At 40.9% G+C, this 21169-nt stretch carries 20 protein-coding genes and 1 pseudogene; 9 read left to right on the forward strand and 12 right to left on the reverse strand.

Annotated elements, in window-relative coordinates; all coding sequences use genetic code 11:
• Positions 1-145 precede the first annotated feature (145 nt).
• Together B3143_RS11700 and B3143_RS11705 are read left to right on the forward strand one after the other, a co-directional pair.
• Complete coding sequence (locus B3143_RS11700; protein WP_208462055.1) at positions 146-850, forward strand: SIMPL domain-containing protein; 705 nt, start codon at positions 146-148, stop codon at positions 848-850.
• A gap of 166 nt (positions 851-1016) precedes the next feature.
• Positions 1017-1613, forward strand: coding sequence for a phosphatase PAP2 family protein (locus tag B3143_RS11705; RefSeq protein WP_208462054.1), 597 nt, complete (start codon positions 1017-1019; stop codon positions 1611-1613).
• 63 nt (positions 1614-1676) lie between these two features.
• Here B3143_RS11705 and proB read toward each other — a convergent pair whose 3' ends face one another.
• From proB to uvrB, 9 genes are all read right to left on the reverse strand, one after another.
• Positions 1677-2810 (reverse strand): glutamate 5-kinase, encoded by a 1134-nt coding sequence (gene proB / locus B3143_RS11710; RefSeq protein ID WP_208462053.1) that lies wholly within the window; start codon positions 2808-2810, stop codon positions 1677-1679.
• Positions 2811-2837: 27 nt separating this feature from the next.
• Positions 2838-4043 carry an Obg family GTPase CgtA gene (gene cgtA, locus B3143_RS11715; protein ID WP_208462052.1) on the reverse strand — a complete coding sequence of 402 codons (1206 nt, stop codon included), beginning with the start codon at positions 4041-4043 and terminating at the stop codon, positions 2838-2840.
• 388 nt (positions 4044-4431) lie between these two features.
• Positions 4432-4578, reverse strand: coding sequence for a hypothetical protein (locus B3143_RS11720; protein WP_214001406.1), 147 nt, complete (start codon positions 4576-4578; stop codon positions 4432-4434).
• Positions 4579-4604: 26 nt separating this feature from the next.
• Entirely contained in the window at positions 4605-5057 is a 453-nt protein-coding gene (locus tag B3143_RS11725; RefSeq protein WP_228301713.1) for a hypothetical protein, read from the reverse strand.
• Positions 5058-5086: 29 nt separating this feature from the next.
• Entirely contained in the window at positions 5087-5461 is a 375-nt protein-coding gene (locus tag B3143_RS11730) for a winged helix-turn-helix transcriptional regulator (RefSeq protein WP_159123113.1), read from the reverse strand.
• 210 nt (positions 5462-5671) lie between these two features.
• The gene (locus tag B3143_RS11735; RefSeq protein WP_208462051.1) at positions 5672-7129 is read right to left on the reverse strand and encodes a glyceraldehyde-3-phosphate dehydrogenase; all 1458 of its coding nucleotides are present in this window, start codon (positions 7127-7129) and stop codon (positions 5672-5674) included.
• A gap of 246 nt (positions 7130-7375) precedes the next feature.
• The gene (gene rarD, locus B3143_RS11740; RefSeq protein WP_208462050.1) at positions 7376-8308 is read right to left on the reverse strand and encodes an EamA family transporter RarD; all 933 of its coding nucleotides are present in this window, start codon (positions 8306-8308) and stop codon (positions 7376-7378) included.
• Between the two features lie 171 nt (positions 8309-8479).
• Positions 8480-9079, reverse strand: a complete 600-nt coding sequence (locus B3143_RS11745) for a lipocalin family protein (RefSeq protein WP_004782725.1) — start codon at positions 9077-9079, stop codon at positions 8480-8482.
• A gap of 142 nt (positions 9080-9221) precedes the next feature.
• Positions 9222-11243 (reverse strand): excinuclease ABC subunit UvrB, encoded by a 2022-nt coding sequence (uvrB, locus tag B3143_RS11750; protein WP_005234910.1) that lies wholly within the window; start codon positions 11241-11243, stop codon positions 9222-9224.
• A 339-nt stretch (positions 11244-11582) separates the two neighbouring features.
• Between uvrB and B3143_RS11755 the strand changes: the two genes are divergently transcribed.
• Positions 11583-12371: an A1S_2505 family phage non-structural protein gene (locus tag B3143_RS11755; protein WP_208462064.1), complete on the forward strand. Its 789-nt coding sequence runs from the start codon at positions 11583-11585 to the stop codon at positions 12369-12371.
• A 56-nt stretch (positions 12372-12427) separates the two neighbouring features.
• On the opposite strand, the gene B3143_RS11760 is transcribed toward B3143_RS11755, so the two are convergent.
• Complete coding sequence (locus B3143_RS11760) at positions 12428-12607, reverse strand: hypothetical protein (protein ID WP_005234902.1); 180 nt, start codon at positions 12605-12607, stop codon at positions 12428-12430.
• 445 nt (positions 12608-13052) lie between these two features.
• Between B3143_RS11760 and B3143_RS11765 the strand changes: the two genes are divergently transcribed.
• The 5 genes and pseudogenes from B3143_RS11765 to B3143_RS11785 all read left to right on the forward strand — a co-directional run bounded on the left by B3143_RS11765 (position 13053) and on the right by B3143_RS11785 (position 17308).
• The gene (locus B3143_RS11765; RefSeq protein ID WP_005234901.1) at positions 13053-14132 is read left to right on the forward strand and encodes an OmpW/AlkL family protein; all 1080 of its coding nucleotides are present in this window, start codon (positions 13053-13055) and stop codon (positions 14130-14132) included.
• A 179-nt stretch (positions 14133-14311) separates the two neighbouring features.
• On the forward strand, positions 14312-15526 hold the full coding sequence (locus B3143_RS11770; RefSeq protein WP_034170049.1) for an MFS transporter: 1215 nt from the start codon (positions 14312-14314) through the stop codon (positions 15524-15526).
• Positions 15519-15653, forward strand: coding sequence for a hypothetical protein (locus B3143_RS11775; RefSeq protein WP_034170050.1), 135 nt, complete (start codon positions 15519-15521; stop codon positions 15651-15653). The genes B3143_RS11770 and B3143_RS11775 overlap by 8 nt, the downstream gene beginning before the upstream one ends.
• A 185-nt stretch (positions 15654-15838) precedes the next feature.
• Positions 15839-16678, forward strand: a pseudogene (locus B3143_RS11780) (TauD/TfdA dioxygenase family protein).
• Between the two features lie 300 nt (positions 16679-16978).
• Positions 16979-17308: a four-helix bundle copper-binding protein gene (locus B3143_RS11785; RefSeq protein ID WP_005234894.1), complete on the forward strand. Its 330-nt coding sequence runs from the start codon at positions 16979-16981 to the stop codon at positions 17306-17308.
• Positions 17309-17401: 93 nt separating this feature from the next.
• On the opposite strand, the gene B3143_RS11790 is transcribed toward B3143_RS11785, so the two are convergent.
• Both B3143_RS11790 and B3143_RS11795 read right to left on the reverse strand, forming a co-directional pair.
• On the reverse strand, positions 17402-18418 hold the full coding sequence (locus B3143_RS11790; protein ID WP_034170051.1) for a 2-keto-3-deoxygluconate permease: 1017 nt from the start codon (positions 18416-18418) through the stop codon (positions 17402-17404).
• Positions 18419-18570: 152 nt separating this feature from the next.
• Entirely contained in the window at positions 18571-20088 is a 1518-nt protein-coding gene (locus tag B3143_RS11795; protein ID WP_005234887.1) for a UxaA family hydrolase, read from the reverse strand.
• Between the two features lie 160 nt (positions 20089-20248).
• Here B3143_RS11795 and B3143_RS11800 point away from each other — a divergent pair, with 160 nt between their 5' ends.
• Positions 20249-21127, forward strand: a complete 879-nt coding sequence (locus B3143_RS11800; RefSeq protein ID WP_034170052.1) for a LysR substrate-binding domain-containing protein — start codon at positions 20249-20251, stop codon at positions 21125-21127.
• Positions 21128-21169: the final 42 nt, after the last annotated feature.

Raw genomic sequence — 21169 nt, forward strand, 5'->3', positions numbered from 1 at the left:
ATAATAAATATAAATTAAATAATGAGATAAAATTAAAGAAAATTTAACACTCTTACGACAAATATTTCGTAAAAAGATCACAATTGAGATTTAATATTTTAACAACGGCCTAGATGGCCAATTTTAAGAAAAACAGGACAATTTCATGCGTCTCTTAGCACTTACCAATTTAATCCTTGCCAGTAGCCTCGCCACAGGCGCATTTGCAGCTCCTGCCGAATCTCTGAATTATAATGTTGTTAATCTTTCGGCAGAGGCCAGCCGTGAAATCTCAAATGATGAAATGCATGCTGTGCTTTATATTGAAAAATCCAACAAACAACCAGCTGAACTGGCCACTCAAATTAACCAGCTGATGAATCAGGCGATCGCCACAGCACGCAAATATCCAACTGTGAAAATCGAGACTGGGGCACAAAGTACTTACCCTATTTATGACAATGACAACCGTAAATTGAAAGAATGGCGTGGTCGTGCCCAAATTCGTCTGGAATCGAAAGATTTTAAAGCGACATCTCAACTGATTGCCGAATTACAACAGCACTTCCAGACCCAGTCGATTAACTTTAAAGTATCAGACGAAAAGCGTAAAAAAGTTGAAAGCGAACTGATAATTGAAGCCACCAAAAACTTCCAGCAACGCGCACAGGCACTCACGCAGACCTGGAACAAACCGAGTTATCAACTGGTGAACTTAAACCTGAATACTAACAATTATTCACCACAGCCAGTACCGCGTATGGCCATGATGAAATCTGCATCGGCTGATATGGCGGTTCCTGAGCAGGAAGTTGCGGCGGGTGAATCGCAAATGACCGTCAGCGCGAATGGGGCGATTCAGTTTAAATAAGACTTCATTATATTCCTCGGACTTTTAAGAACCACTCTTTTGAGTGGTTTTTTTATCATGTGAATATTCTCTGAAAAATCAATGCTACAAATTCATACAAACTCAGATATGAATTGAGCTTTGATCGGTTTAGAGTAACGGACATTTGTGTCAACCCTCTCTCCTCATGTCACTCGATCAATTGAACCTGTATCTGTTTCATCTTCTCAATGTACCTGACCAAGCCTCGATCTGGATGATTAACTATGCCAGTCTGATAGCGCATGATCTGGTGTATGTATTCCTGCTGATTTTTGCTATTGCCTGGCTGCGTGGTAGTCATGAAGTAAAAACCGGGATTATTAAAGCTGCAATCTTCACAGCAATTACCTTGTCGATTAGCGAGGTATTATCTACCGTTCTAAACACACCTCGCCCTTTTGTCATGGAAGTTGGCCGAACTTTGATTGAACATGCGCCTACAGGTTCATTCCCAAGCAACCACATGAGTATTTTCAGCGGGATTGCCTTTGCCTATTATTTCTCAGCACAACGTGATTTGGGACGAATCCTGCTCTGGACTGCTTGGCTGGTAGCCTGGTCACGGGTTTATGTGGGTGTACATTTTCCGATTGATATGGTGGGAGCATTCCTGATTGCTTTAGCAGTCAATCTTGCCGGCTTACCGCTCTGGTGGAAATATGAGAATAAAATCATGAGCTTTATTTTCAGTATTCATCAATTCCTGTTTAAGCCTTTTATTCGAATGGGATGGATTAAATAAACTTAATCCAAATGTCATAAAAAAATCCCGCTCGAAAGCGGGATTTTTTTATAGACCGAAGATTTAGTAAATCGCCATATGATTGCGGTGAATCATCTCTAAAGAACGTGCTTCACCCAAGACCTGATGCACTTTATCTGATGCCAGACCTTTGACAATTTCCGCTGAACGCGAACTGAAGTTGACACGTCCTACAGCAATACGGTGACCTTGTCGATCGACACATTCCACTACATCACCACGGTCAAAATGTCCTTCTACCGCTTTGACACCGACAGGCAACAAGCTACGGTGATTTTCTTTGATGGCTTTAACCGCACCATCATCAATCACCAAACGACCTGCAGTTTGCAGATGCGCTGCTAACCATTGCTGATGTGCAGTCATGCGATCATCATCAGTGATAAAAAGTGTACCCAACATTTCACCTGCCATTAGGCGCGATAAAACATTGTCGCTATCACCACTAGCGATCAGCGTTGGACAACCAGATTTTGCAGCCAGACGTGCAGCACGGACTTTGGTCAGCATACCGCCACGACCAAATTTTCCGCCGCCGCCTGCCATATCAAACAGGCTTTCATCCATGGCACGCACGGTATGAAACAGTTTGGCATCCGGATTAGAACGTGGATCCGAGTCAAACATGCCTTCCTGATCAGTCAGGATAATCAGCAGATCTGCATGAACTTGACCTGCGACCATCGCAGCTAAGGTATCGTTATCACCGAAACGGATTTCGTCAGTAGAAACCGTGTCATTTTCATTAATGACTGGAATCACATGCCAGTCAATCAGGTGTTGCAAAGCATCACAAGAGTTGAGATAGCGACGACGGTCTGCCAGATCATCATGAGTCAATAATACCTGAGCGGTTTGAATGCTGTGTTTTTCCAGCACACTTGACCAGGTCTGGATTAAACCCATTTGACCAATGGCAGCACAAGCCTGAAGACTGGGTAGATCGGTGGGTCGATTCTCAAGTTTCATTCGAACCATACCTTCAGCCACAGCTCCGGAAGAAACGAGAATAATCTCGTGTCCGGCATTGTATAGATCCGCGATTTGTCCCGCCCAGTGCGAGATGGCATCTAAATCTAAACCTTGCCCGTTTGCTGTGAGTAAAGATGATCCGATTTTAACAACGATTCGTTTACAACCCTTGAGCTGACGTTGCCCATCTACCACTTCTATCATCTTGTCCTCAGACTTATCTTTAAAAGATTAACGTACGTAATATACTTCTACGTCGCTGTCGTCATCATCTTCATCATCAAAGTCATCGCCACCCAGACGTTGAGCGCGACGCATTTCACGATAAGCTTCTTTCGCAGCAATCGTTTGTTCACGTGTTTCAGCTTCCAGCTGATCACGGAATGCTTTCATTTCTGCTGCATATTCTGGATCTTCAACTTCACGTTCGCGTTGCTGTTCGATTTGATCCATCAGGTAGTACACAACGTCTTTCGTCCCTTCTGCCGTTAAGCCAGAAGTTTTAAAGACAGGGCCTTCCCACTGTAATTCTTCAAGAATGTGGTTACACCATTCGTCACGAGTTTCTACAGCAAGCTGATCGACCTTGTTTAGAACCAATACCACTGGTAATTTTGAAAGCGTTGGGGAGAATTTTTGCAACTCATTCAAAATCGCTTTGGCATTGTAAGCTGGATCTGAACCGTCAATCGGTTGAACATCTACAATGTGAAGCAGAATACGGGTACGTGCCAAATGTTTCAGGAAGCGAATCCCGAGACCTGCACCTTCTGCCGCACCTTCGATCAGACCTGGAATATCCGCCATTACAAATGAACGGTGACGATCCGCATCCACTACACCCAGGTTAGGCACCATGGTTGTAAATGGATAATCCGCCACTTTTGGTTTTGCTGCGGAGACTGCACGAATAAAGGTTGATTTACCTGCGTTCGGCATACCGAGCAAGCCAACATCAGCCAGCACTTTCAGCTCAAGACGGATTTCACGGAATTCGCCTTTGGTACCATGCGTACATTTACGCGGAGAACGGTTGGTTGATGATTTGAAGTGGGTATTACCCAAACCACCTTGGCCGCCATGTGCCACTAATACTTTCTGGCCGTCTTCAACCAGATCTCCAATAATATCGCCAGATTCTGAATCGACGATAGTTGTTCCCACAGGAACTTTTAAAATAACTGATTCGCCACCACGACCAGCACAGTTTGCGCCAGCACCGTTTTTACCACGTTCAGCGCGAAATTTACGGGTATAACGATAATCTACAAGGGTACTCGTGTCGTCGTCAGCCTGAATATAAATGCTGCCGCCACGACCACCATCACCACCATCTGGACCACCAAATGGTACGAACTTTTCACGGCGAAAACTGGCTACGCCATTGCCACCGTCGCCAGCCTCTACGGTAATGACTGCTTCATCAACAAAGCGCATAATGCCAATCCTCTAAAAACTTTAAAAACCGCCTATTCTGCCATATTTTAAAGCATTTCTCGACTATATTTATTGGGCTTTCCATGAAGAAGACCCAATTTAAGATTATTTTATATTATTCAAGCAAAAAGCTGATACAGATTGACGATTTATCAAGAAATTATTGTGAGGAACTTATACAAAATAAAGATCAACAAAATATTTGTACTTGGCTTAGATTTGAGTTAGGTCTTTTCTTATAGTTGAAGTGATTTACTGCTTTAAGCTTAATTTTCTTGATTGTGTTTTACTCTTTGATTGAGTTGATTTTGAAAAAATAACTTATTTGTAATCCAAAAGAAAATTAGAAACTGTCTTATTAAGTTTTATAAAAAACAAGGTTGATGAGCTAATTTCTAAGCTCTTGATTCGATTTATTAGCTTCACCTACTGTCATATCAAGATCATTTTCATATTTTAAATAATTAGCTTTAAAGTAAGTATCATCATTACCATATGTTCCAATATGATCACAGAGTTCTTTTATACCCTTCATTCACCAACTCACATTCAGAATTAAAATTATTTACCAATGTCTTTAATTCTATATTTTCCTTTTGATACCGAACTATCATATCCAGATTCTTTTTGAGTGAAAACATTCGATTTTTCAATTTCAAAAAGATACTGGTTATTAAAAAGTTTTTCTCTATTTTCACTTAATTGCCATGATCTAAATTGATATTTCACGCTATTTGCTACATCTATCAAATGATTCTCTAATTCAAGCAAAGATGCATAATTATCTTTAGACATACTAGATAGAATTTCACTCCCTTTCTGCTCTCTCCAGCTTGTATAAGTCATTAATACGGCTATTGGAGCAAAGATTGCAGCTGACCAAAGTAAAAGATTAGTCGCTAAAGTGAGATCAACTTCTAAAAGTTGAAAGATCGCATAAATAGCGATGCATAAAGTTAGGATAATTGCGTACACTGCCAATAATCGAGCAACTAAATTTTCTGATTTATCCATTTATTGCTTCCCCAAAAGCAATTTAAGTTTTATTTAGCAACACGCTCTTTATTTTCCAAAATCTCTGGCAAACTCCGCTCTACCCAGCCAATCAAATAATTTATTTTTTCTGCCGCTTGCGAACCGGTAATGGTCAATTGATATTCCACTTTAGGGGGTACAACCGGATATACCGTTCTTAAAATAAAACCATCTTGTTCCAGCATTTTTAAGGTTTGTGCCAGCATCTTTTCACTGACCCCTTCAATTCGCTGTTTCAACTCACTAAAGCGATGTACGCCCTCACTTAAACAGCGCAATACCAGCACTGACCATTTATTGGTGAGATGTTCCAGTATTTCACGGGATGGACATTCATTAGATAGCACTTGTCCCAGTAATGGACTGATTGCATATTTGGTCATTAAAGAGTTCCTTTCTTGATCACAGTTTTTAGTTCTTACTTACTATTTTTAATGTACTTACCATTTGTAAGCTAACAGATTCAAATAGGCACATCAAGGTGAATTTTCCATCAATTAATGCAATGGTTTTATAAAGCTGATTTGCCGCCTTTATCTTCCACAATAAAAAAGAGCCTCAAAAGAGACTCTTTTTTAGATCACTTCTACAAATTATGCATTTGTTTCAGCAGGAACTTTTGGATAGCTTACGCCGCCCATTTGCTCAGCAATGCGAAGTACCTGGCAGCTATAACCTACTTCGTTATCATACCAAACGTAGCAAGTTAAACGGTTGCCTGAAGTGATTGTCGCTTGAGCGTCGAATACACCTGCAGTACGCGAACCGATAAAGTCAGAAGATACAACTTCAGTAGAGTTTGTATAACCGATTTGACCTTGAAGGTTAGAATTGATTGAGATTTGGCGAATGTATTCATTCACTTCATCACGATCAACTTCTTTATCTAAAGTCAGGTTCAGGATCGCAAGAGATACGTTTGGTGTAGGAACGCGTACAGAGTTACCAGTCAACTTGCCTTTCAGTGCAGGAAGTGCTTTCGCAACTGCTTTAGCAGCACCAGTTTCAGTGATGACCATGTTCAATGTTGCAGCACGGCCACGACGATCCGCTTTATGGTAGTTGTCGATCAGGTTCTGGTCGTTTGTGAACGAGTGAACTGTTTCAACGTGACCATTGATCACTGTGTATTTGTCGTTTAACACTTTCAATGTTGGAGTGATCGCATTGGTTGTACAGCTTGCAGCAGAGATGATTTGATCTTCATCAAGGATGTCAGCCTGGTTCACACCAAATACAACGTTCTTCATGTCACCTTTACCAGGTGCAGTCAGAATTACACGAGCAGCGCCTGGGCATTTAAGGTGTTGAGCAAGACCTTCAGCATCACGCCATTTACCAGTGTTATCGATCACTAATGCATTTTCGATACCGTATACAGTGTAATCCACTTCAGATGGATTAGATGCATAGATCACTTTGATGAACTGACCGTTTGCAATAATTGCTTCGTTTTCTTCATCTACAGAAATCGTACCCGCGAATGGACCATGGATTGAGTCACGACGTAATAAAGACGCACGTTTTTCAAGGTCACCGTCAGATGATTTACGAACTACGATTGCTTTCAGGTTCAAGCCACGGCCTAGACCTGACTGGCTGATCATCAAACGGGCAAGGATACGACCGATACGACCGAAACCGTAAAGAACAACGTCTTTACCTTCAACAGAAGTTGCATTGCCTTCAAGTGATTTCACAGCATCAGCAACGAATGCGTTAACATCACCACCTTTCGCTTTGAATTCAACAGCAAGTTTGCCTAGATCAATTTCAGCAGTACCGATGTTTTCCACTTTTGCCAATGCTTCAAGGATTGGGAAAGTGTCTACAACAGAAAGCTCAACGTCTAATACGCGAGTACGACGATGCGCTTTAAGGATCTGAATTACAGAACGGTTAATTAAAGAGCGACCATAAACTGTAGCTACGATATTTTTTTCACGATATAACTGACCTACTAGGGCAATCATACGTTCCGCAAGTTCTTCACGGTTTTTCCAACGACCTTGGTGCTCTGCATGGAGGGCAACGATAGTGTCTTTGCTCACAGATACGTCCTCTAATTAATTGTAAATCTAAGCATAAATTTCAAAACCCGATAATTGTAATGGAATTGGCCGCAAGTTTGAATCAAAAGCTGATTAACTCTGGCCGAAAATCCGATATATTCACTATAAATTTTGAAAATAATTGTAATTAGTCAGATGATTTTGCATTTAAAATTTGAAAGTTCCTCTATTCCCTGTAAAAACCAGATTTTTGTTAAATGTTGTTTATTCAGTCAAATTTATCATTCAAGAATCTAAACGTTTCTGATAACGCTCTAAATTTTGTGCTAGTGCCAATCGTCTTTTTCGTTGTTCAATAATGTGTAGTATACCTTCAATCACCAACAATACGACGGCCAGCCAGATCGGAAGATAAGTCAGCCATTCGCCAGCTTCAACCCGCTCCCCTAATGCCATAGACGCAAAAGCCAAAAGTACTGGTTCTAAATAGCTCAATAACCCAAAGATGACAAAAGGCAAATAGCGACTCGCCAGAATATAGCTTCCCAATCCTAACGCACTTAAAAAGCCTAGACCCAATACCGCAAAAATCAAATGCTGTGCATTAAGAATTAATTGCATGGAATCGCTATGAATAAAGCCCAGATAAATCGCGACAGGCAGAATGATGAAAAGGTCCCACCAGAAACCGCCCAAATGATCCGTCTGGAATTTACGGCGCATAAAGAAATACAGCGGATATGCCAGTGCTACATACACCGTTTCCCACGCGATCGAACCGATCCTCCAGATTTCATGTCCTACACCTAATATGGCCAGTGCGACTGCTGCCATTTGCCAGCGTGACAACTTCTCTTTATAGAGCACACATCCGACCAAGACCATGACTAAAGGCAACAGGAAATATCCCAGGGATACCTGTAAACCGCGGCCATTAATTGGTCCCCATAAAAAGAGCCACAACTGTGTCGTACATAACAGGGAACTGATGATCAACCAGATCAGAAAAGCAGGCTGTTTGAGAATGCGTTTAAAAATATGAGTGATATGAATCAAATCGCCTGACCACCACATGAACGCAGTCAAAAATGGAATGGTCGCCAGCATCCGCCAAGCAAAGGTCTGTTCACTGTCTAAAGGCTGCAACAATGGCGTGAATATATAAAGAACACCAAATACCACTGATGCCAATACCGATAATGCAATACCTTTATACATGCTTCAAACCCAAGATCATTCCAGCACATTATAACGATTAGTCTAAAATAAAGCTTGAAGATTCATCTGACCAAAGGTAATAGCAAGGCAAAATATATAATTCAAAAAAGAAATGGATTAAAAAAAAACCATGCCGAAGCAGGGTTTTTTATACATAACCAGATTGACCTTTTATTTTCTTGCCTGTTGGGTCTGTTTGGTATGTATCACATCACTCAAATCATAACCCACAGATTGCGCATATTGCAGGTATTCATTCACCACGTTCTGATCAAGTTGAGGATCACGTGACAATACCCACATATATTTACGTTTAGGCTCGCCTACCAGTACGGTTTGATAATTATCATCCAGTTTCAATACCCAATAATCGCCACGGCCCACTGGCAACCAGCGAATAAACTCTGGTAAGAAACTTACTTTGAGCTTGGTGTTATAAGGTGCATTCTGAATGTATGCCTCACCCACTGATTGGGTCACCTGACCATTTTTCTGGATACAGCGGTTATCTACATTAACGTTACCATTTTCATTTAATGTATACGTCGCTGTAACATCGCGATCACACTTGTTCTGGAATGTAAGTGGTTTACGAGCCACTTCATACCAGGTGCCCAAATAACGGTCCAGTTCAACTTTCTCTACAGTGGGTAAAGAATCGTTCTTGGCATAAGCCATAGTTGCAGCCCCGAGTCCAAGTAGAACTGCACCACCCACTGCAATTTTTGCAAGTTTCAATCCCGCATGAGGGAGATTATTTTTAGTTGTCATACGATACCTATTTGATCAGGACAAAATTTTCAACATGAATATTTCGTACTTACAATAGCGACATCCGCAGACATACTTTGTAGCATTGTGTTAGGTTTGTGATTGATTTTACGTAATTTAAATCTGTAATTTACACACAGACCTAACTTAACATCTGCGCTTTTAAACGTAAAATTTCATCCCGTATACGTGCAGCCTGCTCAAATTGTAACTCTTTTGAAGCCTTGAGCATTTCTTTCTCCAGTTTATTGATATGCTTCGCGAACATCTTTGGATCGGCCATGATATGGCGTTCATCTGCACTGATCGCACGGGCCTGATCCGAAGCTTTCAGCTCAATAGTTTCATCATCTAGCACTTCACCCGTATCAATTTCCTTAATCACCTGACGTACTGCACTACGTGGTGTAATACCATGCTCTTCATTGAACTGAATCTGTTTGGCACGACGGCGTTCAGTCTCATCAATGGCTTTTTGCATTGAATCAGTGATGCGATCTGCATATAAAATCGCTTTACCTTTCAAGTTACGCGCTGCACGACCAATGGTCTGGATCAATGAACGCTCTGAACGCAGAAAACCTTCTTTATCCGCATCCAGGATTGCAACCAGTGAAACTTCTGGCATATCCAGACCTTCACGCAGCAGGTTAATGCCGACCAGAACATCATACACACCGGTACGTAGCTCATGAATAATCTTCACACGCTCAACGGTATCAATATCGGAATGCAAATAGGCAACCTTGATTCCATATTCTTTTAAATAGGATGTCAGGTCTTCTGCCATGCGCTTGGTCAAGGTCGTCACCAGCACACGCTCATTCATTTCCTTACGGATATTGATTTCAGACAGTACATCATCGACCTGAGTCAGGACTGGACGGATTTCAATTTCCGGATCAATCAGACCGGTTGGACGAACCACCTGCTCGACCACCTGTTCAGATTTTTCCAGTTCATATCTTGCAGGTGTGGCACTGACGTACACGGTCGTCGGTACAATACGTTCCCATTCCTCAAATTTCATCGGACGGTTATCCAGCGCACTTGGCAAGCGAAAACCATAATTCACCAGATTTTCTTTACGGGAACGGTCACCTTTGTACATGGCTCCAATTTGTGGAACAGTCACGTGCGATTCATCAATAATCAGCAAGGCATCATCAGGTACATAATCAAAAAGCGTCGGCGGTGCTTCGCCTGCCGGACGACCCGATAAATGACGTGAATAGTTTTCGATCCCGTTGGTATAACCGAGCTGCTGCATCATTTCCAGATCATAACGGGTACGCTGCTCGATCCGCTGAGCTTCCAGCAACTTGTCATTTTCACGGAAAAAGACCAGACGTTCTTTTAACTCATCTCGAATCGTTTCAATCGCGCGAGCCAGATTGTCTTTAGGTGTTACATAGTGACTTTTAGGATAGATCGTGACACGCGGCACTTTACGGATCATTTTCCCGGTTAAAGGATCAAACCAGCGAATGGAGTCGACTTCATCATCAAACAGTTCAATCCGGATGGCATCCTGATCCGATTCGGCTGGGAAAATATCAATGATCTCACCACGGATACGATAGGTACCACGCAGGAATTCCAGTTCATTACGTGAATACTGCATTTCGACCAGACGACGGATAATATCATCACGACCAATGCGATCCCCTTCCACCACATGCAGCAGCATGCTCATATAAGCATTCGGATCACCCAGACCATAAATTGCAGACACCGAAGCAACAATAATCGCGTCACGTCGTTCTAAAAGTGCACGAGTGGCCGAAAGACGCATCTGGTCAATGTGGTCATTAATCGCCGCATCTTTCTCGATAAAGGTATCTGAAGATGGCACATAGGCTTCTGGCTGATAGTAGTCATAATAACTGACGAAATATTCAACCGCATTATTCGGGAAAAATGCTTTAAATTCGCCATAAAGCTGTGCAGCCAGCGTTTTGTTATGGGCCATGACAATAGTCGGACGCTGGGTACGGGCGATGACATTGGCCATAGTATAGGTTTTACCTGAACCGGTAACCCCCAGCAAAAGCTGATCGTGATAGCCTTTTTCTATACCCTTGACCAGCTTTTCAATGGCCTGTGGCTGATCGCCAGCAGGTTGATAATTAGTCACCAGTTCAAAGGGTTGTTTATCACTCATAGCTTTAATAATTTCACTGCGGATATCGACTCAATTTATTATGGGGGTAAAATTGAATTACTCAATCCCTATCCAGGTTTCTGTTTAGTAAAATAAATCGAGTGAAATATTATGCTTTCGTAGCCTAAAACCATTTTAGTTCTAATCTTTTCTATCAAAATTGAATCAGTATAAGTTTTGATTCGGTTCCTTACCTTATTCTGGCTTATTCAATATTTAGCCAAAATTTCTGTATAAAGTTCTGCTTTATCTGATGATGTAATAAAAATTAATTTCACCTTGACCCTTATAGCGTTCAAAGGCAACATGAAGCTAATCAGGACATCGAATAAAAAAGCCATGACTTACCATTATCACGATGAAAGTATTGTTAAATCTCTGCCAGAAAATACGGTATTTGTTTTCGGAAGCAACTTGGCTGGACAACATGCCGGAGGTGCAGCTCGAACAGCTTATGAGCATTTTGGGGCGGTTATGGGGGTTGGTCGTGGCTGGGCAGGTCAAAGTTATGCCATTCCGACTATGAATGAGCATTTGCAACAGATGCCTCTCTCACAGATCCAGCACTATATTGATGACTTCAAGATTTACACCAAGAACCATCCTAAAATTAAATATTTTATTACTTCGGTTGGTTGTGGCATTGCAGGCTATAAAGTTGAAGAAATTGCTCCTATGTTCAAAGGCATTTCCCACAATGTCATTTTTCCACAATCTTTCCGGCCTTTTGTAGAAAAAGCGCTTCCAAATATTACGTCGCAATTCCTGCATACCATCTTCCGGGATTCAGTGATTTTTACTCCGGCGACAGATGAGCTGATTGATGTTCTGGCACTGACCGATAATGAAAAGAGTCTGGCCAAGATTCTGCTCAATACTCAGATTTATCCGGTCGATAGCAATGGTCGTGATCGTGTATTCGAGATTGAAGATATTCTGCATAACCTGAATGGCAAGATTTTTGACTTTCAGAATAATTCTGAAGGTTCCATGCTGTTTGGTGCCGTAATTCTGGCGCTACTGGAACTTTATAATATCAATGAAAAAGACTTTATTGATGTCTGGAAAGGCGATCGTGAGATTGCCCCGCCAAAACCTGAAAATAAGGCGCGTAAAACAGTTCGCTAAGAAAATCTCAAATTTTACTCATAAAAAAGCCATGAACTTCATGGCTTTTTTATTTATTAACGTTTGCCCATTGAACGGCGTGTACCACGAGGTGGCATCCAGGTCCGATCAGCATAACGTTGCGGTTTAGGTCGCAGATGTTCCAGAACTTCATCTGAAGCAGATTGTTCTGCCTGTTTTAATGGAAACGGTAAATTAACCAGTGGCTTTTTCTTGGGAGAATTTTGGGAGCTCATGCGCAATACTCAATAATTTATGCGGCTATTGTACAAAAAAACTCTATCTGCAGTGTACCATCGGTTAGTTAAATTTATTAAAGCTTTTTCTAGTAAGTTTTAAGCGGAAAATTTGCTGATTTCTTGTATATATCACGTCCGGAACAGAAAGCTTAAATCATTATTTAAAACTTAGATTAATGATAAAAATGTTACCCACTTATTATTCTATTACTTCAATAAAATTGAAAATTTTATAAAAATTAACATCCTATTTATCTTCACTATTCATGATAATTTTTACATAAAAATATATTTTATTAATACAATTTATACAAATTTTGGCATTTTTTACTTTCTGTTAACTTTTTACTACTCGTTCTGTAACTGTGTAAATTGGTGAGATTTAACTAAATTGTCCAATAGAAAAAAAAATAACTAGCACGGACAAGGAGTCCTCTGAACAATGAAGACAATCATGGTATGCATGGCAGGTCTAGCCACACTACCCCTGCTTGCACATGCAGAATCCCCATATTTCAGCCTACAGGATGGCGATGGCTTTAAGCGATTTTCCGTTTCAGTTGGTGCACTGCATGTCATGCCACAAGGAAAAGCTCAGCCTTTTCAAGTTAATACTGCTGTAAAAAATGGTGAAGTTGCCAGAAATGGTACTATTCAAGTCGATACTGTATTGAATAACTTGAATTCTAATGTTGACCAAGAGGGTCTTGCAGCAGCATTAGAATTTCTGGGTTTTTTTACCGGTGGTGAATTAGGTAGTGGACTCAGCGGTAGTTCACGAATTCAAGGGTTGGAGGAGTGGAATAATCCGGGCACCGGTCTGGAAGCAGATGATGTCACTACCCTTGGGATTTTAAGTAATTACTTTTTTACCGATCACGTATCACTTGAAATGAAAGCCGGCATTCCACCCAAAGTGGACTTACAAGGCAAAGGAAAAATTTATGCTCCTTTCGCTGCGATCGCTACACCTCAAATCGGTAGTTTGCCTTTAGAATTTCTAAATATCGATCTGCAAAATGATATTTTTATTACTGATTTAGAAGCTCATGGTCCTGCAGCGTCAGCACGTGCTTGGACGCCTGCCTTTGAATTACAATATCATTTTGGAAAAACCGGAGTTAATAAGTTTCGCCCTTATGTCGGCTTAGGGATAATGTACGCTTACTTTAATGAATTGGAGATTAACCCGCGTACTGAACAGGATTTGATTGCAGCCGGTCATATGATTGCCAATATCAAAGAAGGCAATGCCGGAGCTTCACTGGAAGGTAAACCGAGCAATGCCAATCCTACAGTAGATCTTGAAGCAACCGATGCATTCGCTCCGATAGCCACCGTCGGTTTCACCTATGATTTTAATCATACTTGGTTCGCGGTAGGTTCTGTATCTTATGCTCATCTGAAAAATGAAACCACTATTACTGTTTCTGATGATAGTTTGGGTGAATTAATTACCTCCAAAGCCGATATTGAAGTCAATCCAATTCTGGCCTATGCAGGATTCGGGATGCGTTTCTAATCAATTACAATTTCTATTCAAACCTCAAAATTCCAGAACAACGGCTACGGCCGTTGTTTTATTTTCTGACGTTCTATACAGCTATAAAAAAAATTTATCGTTTGATTAATTTTTATTTTATCGCCTCTCTAGGTTGAATCGAATACTATACCTATCAACTTTATATGCATGAATGACTTATGGCTGACAGTCAATTTTCCAGAACCCTGATTTTTATGCTGATTGGCGCTGCCATTATTCTGGCCTTATCTTTGGGGATTCGTCATGCATTTGGCCTGTATCTGGTGCCAATGAGTGAAGAATTTGGCTGGGGTCATAATGTCTTTAGTTTAGCCATTGCCATGCAGAACCTGATCTGGGGTGCTGTTCAGCCCATTACTGGTGCCTTCGCTGACAAATATGGCAGCAAGATTGTCGTTGCCGTTGGCGGTGCCTTATATGCGCTTGGTCTGTTATTGATGGCTGTCAGTTCAACCGGATTACTATTGAATCTCAGCGTCGGACTGATTTTAGGTCTGGCTTTGTCTGCGACTTCTTTCCCGGTTTTATTGTCTGCGGTTGGACGAGCTGCACCACCTGAAAAACGCAGTCTGGCAATGGGGATTGCCAGTGCAGCAGGCTCCTTCGGCCAGTTTATTATGCTGCCTTCAACGCTGTTACTTTTACAGAATGTCGGCTGGTCAGCAGCACTTGTTGTCAGCGCAATTTTAATCGCTTTGATTGTACCTTTGGCTTGGATGCTAAAAGCCCCGATGTATGTCGATCCGAATGCGACTCCTACACCGAATAAAGTTTCACTAAGCTTTAAAGAGATTTTAGTGGTAGTCAAAAACCATAAGCCATTCTGGTTTCTGGCGATGGGCTTTTTTGTCTGTGGCTTTCAGGTGGTCTTTATCGGGATTCACCTGCCGGGTTATCTGATTGATCATGGGTTCAATGCTACAACTGGCACGATTTTCCTGGCGCTGGTGGGCCTGTTTAATGTTGTCGGTACCTATACGGCTGGCTGGCTCGGTGGAAAGTATTCCAAACCACGTCTGCTAATGGGCTTATACGGTCTGCGCGGGATTGCGATTATCGCCTTTCTGATGCTGCCTTTAAGCACCTGGACGGTCTATGCGTTTGGTGTCATCATGGGATTATTATGGCTTTCTACCGTACCGCTCACCAATGGTATTGTTGCCAATATGTTTGGCGTGAAATATCTGACCATGCTCAGCGGGATTGTATTCTTTACCCATCAGGTCGGTTCATTCTTTGGCGGCTGGCTCGGCGGTGTAAACCATGACATGAGTGGTAACTATAATGCAGTATGGATGCTGTCGATTGCCTTAAGTATTTTTGGCGTACTGGTGCACTTATGGGTAAATGAGGAGCAAATTGTACATGACTGATTCCACTTTTCTGCTCAAGCTTTCCATTGCGGTAGCGATGGTACTTCTCCTCGCTATTTCTCTATTGCTCTGGAGCCAGACTCCAGAACTGTTTGAGTACTTTAACCAGGCTTTTTGCGCACACTGATTGTCAAATATTTGACATTTTTCAGCAGCTTTAGGACTTTGTTTTGCCATATTAATTAAAAGATTTCAATTCAATCATTTAGATATTTTTATCCGAATTTTCATAAGTTTAGCAATTCTTGTGATTTTATTTTTGCTCTGGATTTTTTTAGATTTTCTACAACAAGAAAATTCAGAGACTTTCCAATGACAAGCTTGACCCAACTTTCACAAGCCATTCACGATGCACCACGCTGGCATCAGCAAGATCAGTTCCAGAATACTGATGAAATTAAAATTGTTCCGCAGGCAGATCAAGCGCTAGGCGCAGTGGTTTATGGCCTCGATGCCCGCAAAGCCCAATCTGGTGAAATCATCCTGCGTCTGAAGCAAGCTCTGGCCGAACACTTGATCCTGATCTTTAGAAACCAAAGTCTGGATGATCTACAGTATCTTGCCTTTGCCACCTATTTCGGTTCAATCTTCCGTCCAGATGCTGACACGCCAGTGCTAGCTTCTAAAACCGATACGGGCCCCCCATCTGATGTCGTACCAGTTTCCAATGCAGTCGGTCAAGGGGATTACACCGGCCATGGTGAACTTGCACCGCATGCCGATCACCAGTGGACACCCCTACCAGTTACAGCTCATTACCTATAATCCATTTGTGCGCTTCCAAAGCAATAAAGGTGGTAATGCTTATGCGGGTAATATGCCAAGGTATCGCTTTAAAGATGAGCCAATTTTAGGTCACGCCTACCCGCACCCACTGGTACGTACCCATCCTGAATCTGGCGTAAAGCGCTTTGGTTAAATACCCATACCGAAGTTGAGCTGGTGAATTATGACGATCAGGCAGGCAGTGAACTGATTGCAAAATTACGTGAACATGTCTTAAAACCTGAATTCGCTTATGAGCACAATTGGGAAGCAGGCGATATCGTGTTCTGGGATAATCAGGTTACTCTACATTCACGCCGTCCTTTCCCCGCTGATCAACGCCGTTTATTAAAACGGATCAGCTTGGCAGGTAGTCGTCCATTTTAATCTCCATAAAAATATAATAAAGAGAAAGGTTATTTAAGCCTTCGACAATAACGACTCATCATGTAGATTTTCCGCCATTGAGGAATGACCACCTCAATGGTTTTATTTTTAAATCTTCAATCATCCTATTTTGGCAATATCAGGAGAGATGCTTTGAATTAAATTTTTTAGAAATACAGCTTTTAACAAAATCGGTAATTAGATTACTTTTTCTCACTCAAACTGCCTAGTGTATTTTTCCTTTTCTGCTTAGCGTATTAAAAAACAAGCGATTGCTATAGCTGCAAAAAGGAGAAGAAAATGAACGAGATTCAATTTTCAGATTGTGTCCGCGCATGTATGACTTGCTCGCTGGCCTGTACCAACTGTGCCAGTGCCTGCCTGAAAGAAGAAGATTTAGAAATGATGCGGGAATGTATTCAGCGCTGTCTGGACTGTGCTGATCTGTGTCAGCTCTGCGCCCGCATGCAACAAAAGCAATCTCCATTTATGAAAGAGATTTGCGAGCTATGTGCTAAAGCTTGCGATTATTGTGTAGAAGAATGTGGCCATCATGAGGATGATCATTGCCAGCAATGTGCAGAAGCTTGCCGTCGCTGTGCTGAAGAATGCCGCAAAATGGCAGCTTAATTTCCAGCATTACTGGCTAGATTGAACTTTTTCAATTTAGAAAATAAAAAACCCGCAAATCGAACTTGCGGGTTTTTCTTATTATTTAAGATTTTAGGTATCTGTAATTTTGGAAAATTCTGCTTTAAACTCAGTTTTTTTAGCTCTTATATCATCAATTTTATAAGCAAACTTTTTAACCCATAAAGATGTAAGTAAAGGCACGATAATTGCTGAAATAACTACGCAGGCTGCAATTAAAGTAGTTGCTGCTGGTGCCACAACCTCAAATTGTGGGGCTACCTGAGCAATAAGCATTGGTGTAGCGGCTGCAGAACCTGCTGTACTAGATGCTGCTATTCCTGCTGTACCATTACCTTTGGCCAAAAATATATCTGCTGGTATTAAAAAGAGAGCCGAAATCAAGACAACAGTAACACCTAGAATAATTCCAGGTAATCCAGTTTCTAGAATTAGTCCAAAATTAATACTATTACCCAGAGCAAAACCAAAAAATGGAATCATTACTTTCGCTGCAGGAGCAAAAAAGTCTCTCATTTTTTCATCTAGATTGCCTAATAAGAAACCACACAAAAATGGTAGAACCACTCCTACTAGAGCGGCAGGATGAAAAGAAGCAACACCAGCTGAACCTAAAATAAGCATAGTAAATAAAGGGCCAGACTCAATTCCAATGAGTGCGCCTGCTGCTGCCTCTTCTTTAGTTCCATATTCTGACGTTAATGAAGAGTAAAGACCAGCATTGGTCATATCAAATGCAACCACTATAGCTAAAATAGAAAAACCCGCAAATAGCGGAGTATTCAACATTTCATCTGGCTGCATGAGAGAACCTAAAACTAGAGCTAACATCCAGGCAATAAATAATTTTGCACCGATAACGGCTCCTGCTTTTCTGACGACAGTGGCAGTAGCACGAACATTAATAGAAGCCCCTAAGCAGAAAGTCCAGACTCCTAAAATTGGTACAGCCCCTGTAATAATTCCCTTAGTAAATGAACCAAAATATTCAGCAGTATCTGGTGCAAATGTATGAATTGTTGCACCAATTAAAAGTGGAATTAGCATCATTCCACCAGGTACTTTATCTATAAATTTTTTAATTTCCATTTTAAAAACTCCCTCGAATTCCATCCTGAAGAGTTATGGTTTTGATAAAGCAATACTGATCTTAATTATTTTGAAACTATTTTTTAAAATAGAAAGATATTTATTGCGGCTGTGGAGATCAAAACCATTACTCTTATTGAGCAATTTCCTTTTTACATTTGTGCACCGATCATCCAAGGTACAAATTCTTCTCCACCAATTCCTAACGCTTCACTTTTACTTTTCTCACCCGAGGCTACACGAATAAACATTTCAAAAATTTCTTGACCTTTTTCTGCCACATTTGATGTTCCGTCCATAATATTTCCACAATTAATATCCATATCATCTAGCATCCGATCATACATAGCAGTATTCGTTGCAATTTTGATTGAGGGTGAAGGTTTAGCACCAAAACAAGAACCACGTCCTGTCGTGAAGGCAACTAAATTTGCCCCACCGGCAATTTGGCCAGTAGCTCCCATAGGGTCATAACCTGGTGCATCCATGAATACCAAGCCTTGTGTGTCAATAGTTTCCGCATAACGATACACACCTTTTAATGGTGTTGAACCACTTTTTGCTACCGCACCCAGTGACTTCTCTAGAATAGTAGTAAGACCGCCCGCCTTATTTCCAGGAGTAGGATTATTATCAATACTACCTTTTTCACGATCAGCATAAGCTTCCCAAGAATGAATCAACTCTACTAATTTATGACCTACTTCATTATTCACCGCCCGACGTGTTAATAGATGTTCTGCACCGTAAATTTCTGGAGTTTCCGATAAGATTGCTGTACCGCCATGTGCAACCAAATGATCAACAGCTACACCTAGGGCAGGATTAGCAGTAATTCCAGAGTATCCATCGGAGCCACCGCACTGCAGAGCGACACATAAATGAGATAATGGTAGCGGCTCTCGGCTCACTTGATTTGCTTCAGGTAAAATTTCTTGCACTAACGCAATCGCCTTATCAATAGTTTTTTGTGTCCCCCCTTCTTCCTGCATAACCAGTGATTTTATTTTACTAGCATATGCTGGATTTTTTGATTGAAGAAGTGGTTTCAACTGATTGGCTTCACACCCTAATCCTATGATTACTACCGCTGCAAAGTTAGGATGCTCCATATAACCTGCAATAGTACGACGTAATTGCTTGAGCCCTTCACCATGATGATCAATACAACAACCAAAACTATGTGATAATGCTACTACGCCATCTACGTTAGGATAATTGTCTATGATTTCTGGGTGGTCAAAATACTGAGCAACTTTTTTTACCACTGTTGCTGAACAGTTGACTGTACTGATTACTCCCACATAATTCCGAGTAGCTACACGTCCATCTGCACGTTTAATTCCTAAAAAATTTCGAGGCTGCAGCGCAGTTGCTATTGGAATTACATTTTCTCCAAACGCGTAGTCACGATCAAAATCAGCTATGGCCAAATTTTGTATATGAACATGCTGACCCGCTAGAATATTCTGGGTAGCAAAACCAATAATCTGACCATAACGTAATACAGCTTCACCTTTGAAAATATCTTTTAGTGCGACTTTATGGGCAGCAGGGATATCTTCTAAAGTAGCAATCTCTTCTGTAATCGGTGTGCGTGATATCAAAGGGCTTTTGGCAATTGCAATATTATCATTCGGATGCAATTGAAGAATATAAGATGTGTTCACTGTTTGCTTCCTTTCTAGTAGCTGGCTGAGTCCATAATGTCTTTATATTTTGCTAGTGCTATCAGATATTAAAATGTCTGATTGAATTCATCATAGTCTTTTTATTTTTGACAATCTGTGATATTTAAAAGACACATTGTTGAATAGGATTGGACAATTTATGCCAGGAAGGATTCCTCCTCTTCATCTTATTTATGCTTTTGAAGCTGTAGTTAGGCATTCATCATTTTCCAAAGCAGCTGATGAACTTAATGTTACCCGTAGTACAATTTCACATCGGATTCAGACCTTAGAAAAATTACTTAATACTGTTTTATTTGAGCGAACTACACGCAAGTTAAATTTAAGTGCTACAGGTGCATCCTATTATCAGTCAGTAAAAAAAGCCCTACATTCACTAGATAGTCTTAATAAAATTAACTCGAATAACCCTCATCAAAAAACAGTTACGCTATCGTCTCCTCCTACTTTCGCAAATATTTATTTACTTCCTCGTTTAAAAGACTTTTTAGAACAGTATCCAGATATTGAGATTGCTATAGAAATTGCAAAATCACAGCTTGATTATGAAATTAGCAAAGTTGATTTTGATATTAGATATGGAACTGGAATCTACCCTGGTATGCAAAGTTATCAGATTAGCCGAGATACTATTTTCCCAGTTGCATCGCCTTATTATGTAAAAATAAAGAATATTCGTTCACCTAGGGATCTTAAAAACTGTGACCTTTTAAGGAGCTATTTAGAGCCTTGGTCACCTTGGTTTACGCAAGCACATTTAGAATGGAAAGAACCTATACAAGGACATCGCTTTGAAGATTTATCTTTACTTTATCATGCAGCACAAAATAACTGGGGTATAGCGTTAGCTAGAGAATCACTAGTAAATAAACTCATTAATCAAGGATCACTCGTACAACTATTTGATATTACAGCGCAGCCTCAATTTCAATATTATGCAATTGTAGACCCGAGGAAAAACATATCTGATGAAGCCCAACTGTTTATTCAGTGGTTATGCCAAAATTATGATAAATAAAAAACCCGCAAATTGAGCTTGCGGGTTTTTGATCTAACCTGA

The organism is Acinetobacter sp. UBA1496, from assembly GCF_002324975.1.
Taxonomy (GTDB): domain Bacteria; phylum Pseudomonadota; class Gammaproteobacteria; order Pseudomonadales; family Moraxellaceae; genus Acinetobacter; species Acinetobacter variabilis.

Bases quoted from the DNA above. Each gene is read 5' to 3' on its own strand.
- B3143_RS11700 (WP_208462055.1), top strand. From the start codon at position 146: ATGCGTCTCTTAGCACTTACCAATTTAATCCTTGCCAGTAGCCTCGCC.
- B3143_RS11705 (WP_208462054.1), top strand. From the start codon at position 1,017: ATGTCACTCGATCAATTGAACCTGTATCTGTTTCATCTTCTCAATGTA.
- proB (WP_208462053.1), bottom strand. From the start codon at position 2,810: ATGATAGAAGTGGTAGATGGGCAACGTCAGCTCAAGGGTTGTAAACGA.
- cgtA (WP_208462052.1), bottom strand. From the start codon at position 4,043: ATGCGCTTTGTTGATGAAGCAGTCATTACCGTAGAGGCTGGCGACGGT.
- B3143_RS11720 (WP_214001406.1), bottom strand. From the start codon at position 4,578: ATGAAGGGTATAAAAGAACTCTGTGATCATATTGGAACATATGGTAAT.
- B3143_RS11725 (WP_228301713.1), bottom strand. From the start codon at position 5,057: ATGGATAAATCAGAAAATTTAGTTGCTCGATTATTGGCAGTGTACGCA.
- B3143_RS11730 (WP_159123113.1), bottom strand. From the start codon at position 5,461: ATGACCAAATATGCAATCAGTCCATTACTGGGACAAGTGCTATCTAAT.
- rarD (WP_208462050.1), bottom strand. From the start codon at position 8,308: ATGTATAAAGGTATTGCATTATCGGTATTGGCATCAGTGGTATTTGGT.
- B3143_RS11745 (WP_004782725.1), bottom strand. From the start codon at position 9,079: ATGACAACTAAAAATAATCTCCCTCATGCGGGATTGAAACTTGCAAAA.
- uvrB (WP_005234910.1), bottom strand. From the start codon at position 11,243: ATGAGTGATAAACAACCCTTTGAACTGGTGACTAATTATCAACCTGCT.
- B3143_RS11755 (WP_208462064.1), top strand. From the start codon at position 11,583: ATGACTTACCATTATCACGATGAAAGTATTGTTAAATCTCTGCCAGAA.
- B3143_RS11760 (WP_005234902.1), bottom strand. From the start codon at position 12,607: ATGAGCTCCCAAAATTCTCCCAAGAAAAAGCCACTGGTTAATTTACCG.
- B3143_RS11765 (WP_005234901.1), top strand. From the start codon at position 13,053: ATGAAGACAATCATGGTATGCATGGCAGGTCTAGCCACACTACCCCTG.
- B3143_RS11770 (WP_034170049.1), top strand. From the start codon at position 14,312: ATGGCTGACAGTCAATTTTCCAGAACCCTGATTTTTATGCTGATTGGC.
- B3143_RS11775 (WP_034170050.1), top strand. From the start codon at position 15,519: ATGACTGATTCCACTTTTCTGCTCAAGCTTTCCATTGCGGTAGCGATG.
- B3143_RS11785 (WP_005234894.1), top strand. From the start codon at position 16,979: ATGAACGAGATTCAATTTTCAGATTGTGTCCGCGCATGTATGACTTGC.
- B3143_RS11790 (WP_034170051.1), bottom strand. From the start codon at position 18,418: ATGGAAATTAAAAAATTTATAGATAAAGTACCTGGTGGAATGATGCTA.
- B3143_RS11800 (WP_034170052.1), top strand. From the start codon at position 20,249: ATGCCAGGAAGGATTCCTCCTCTTCATCTTATTTATGCTTTTGAAGCT.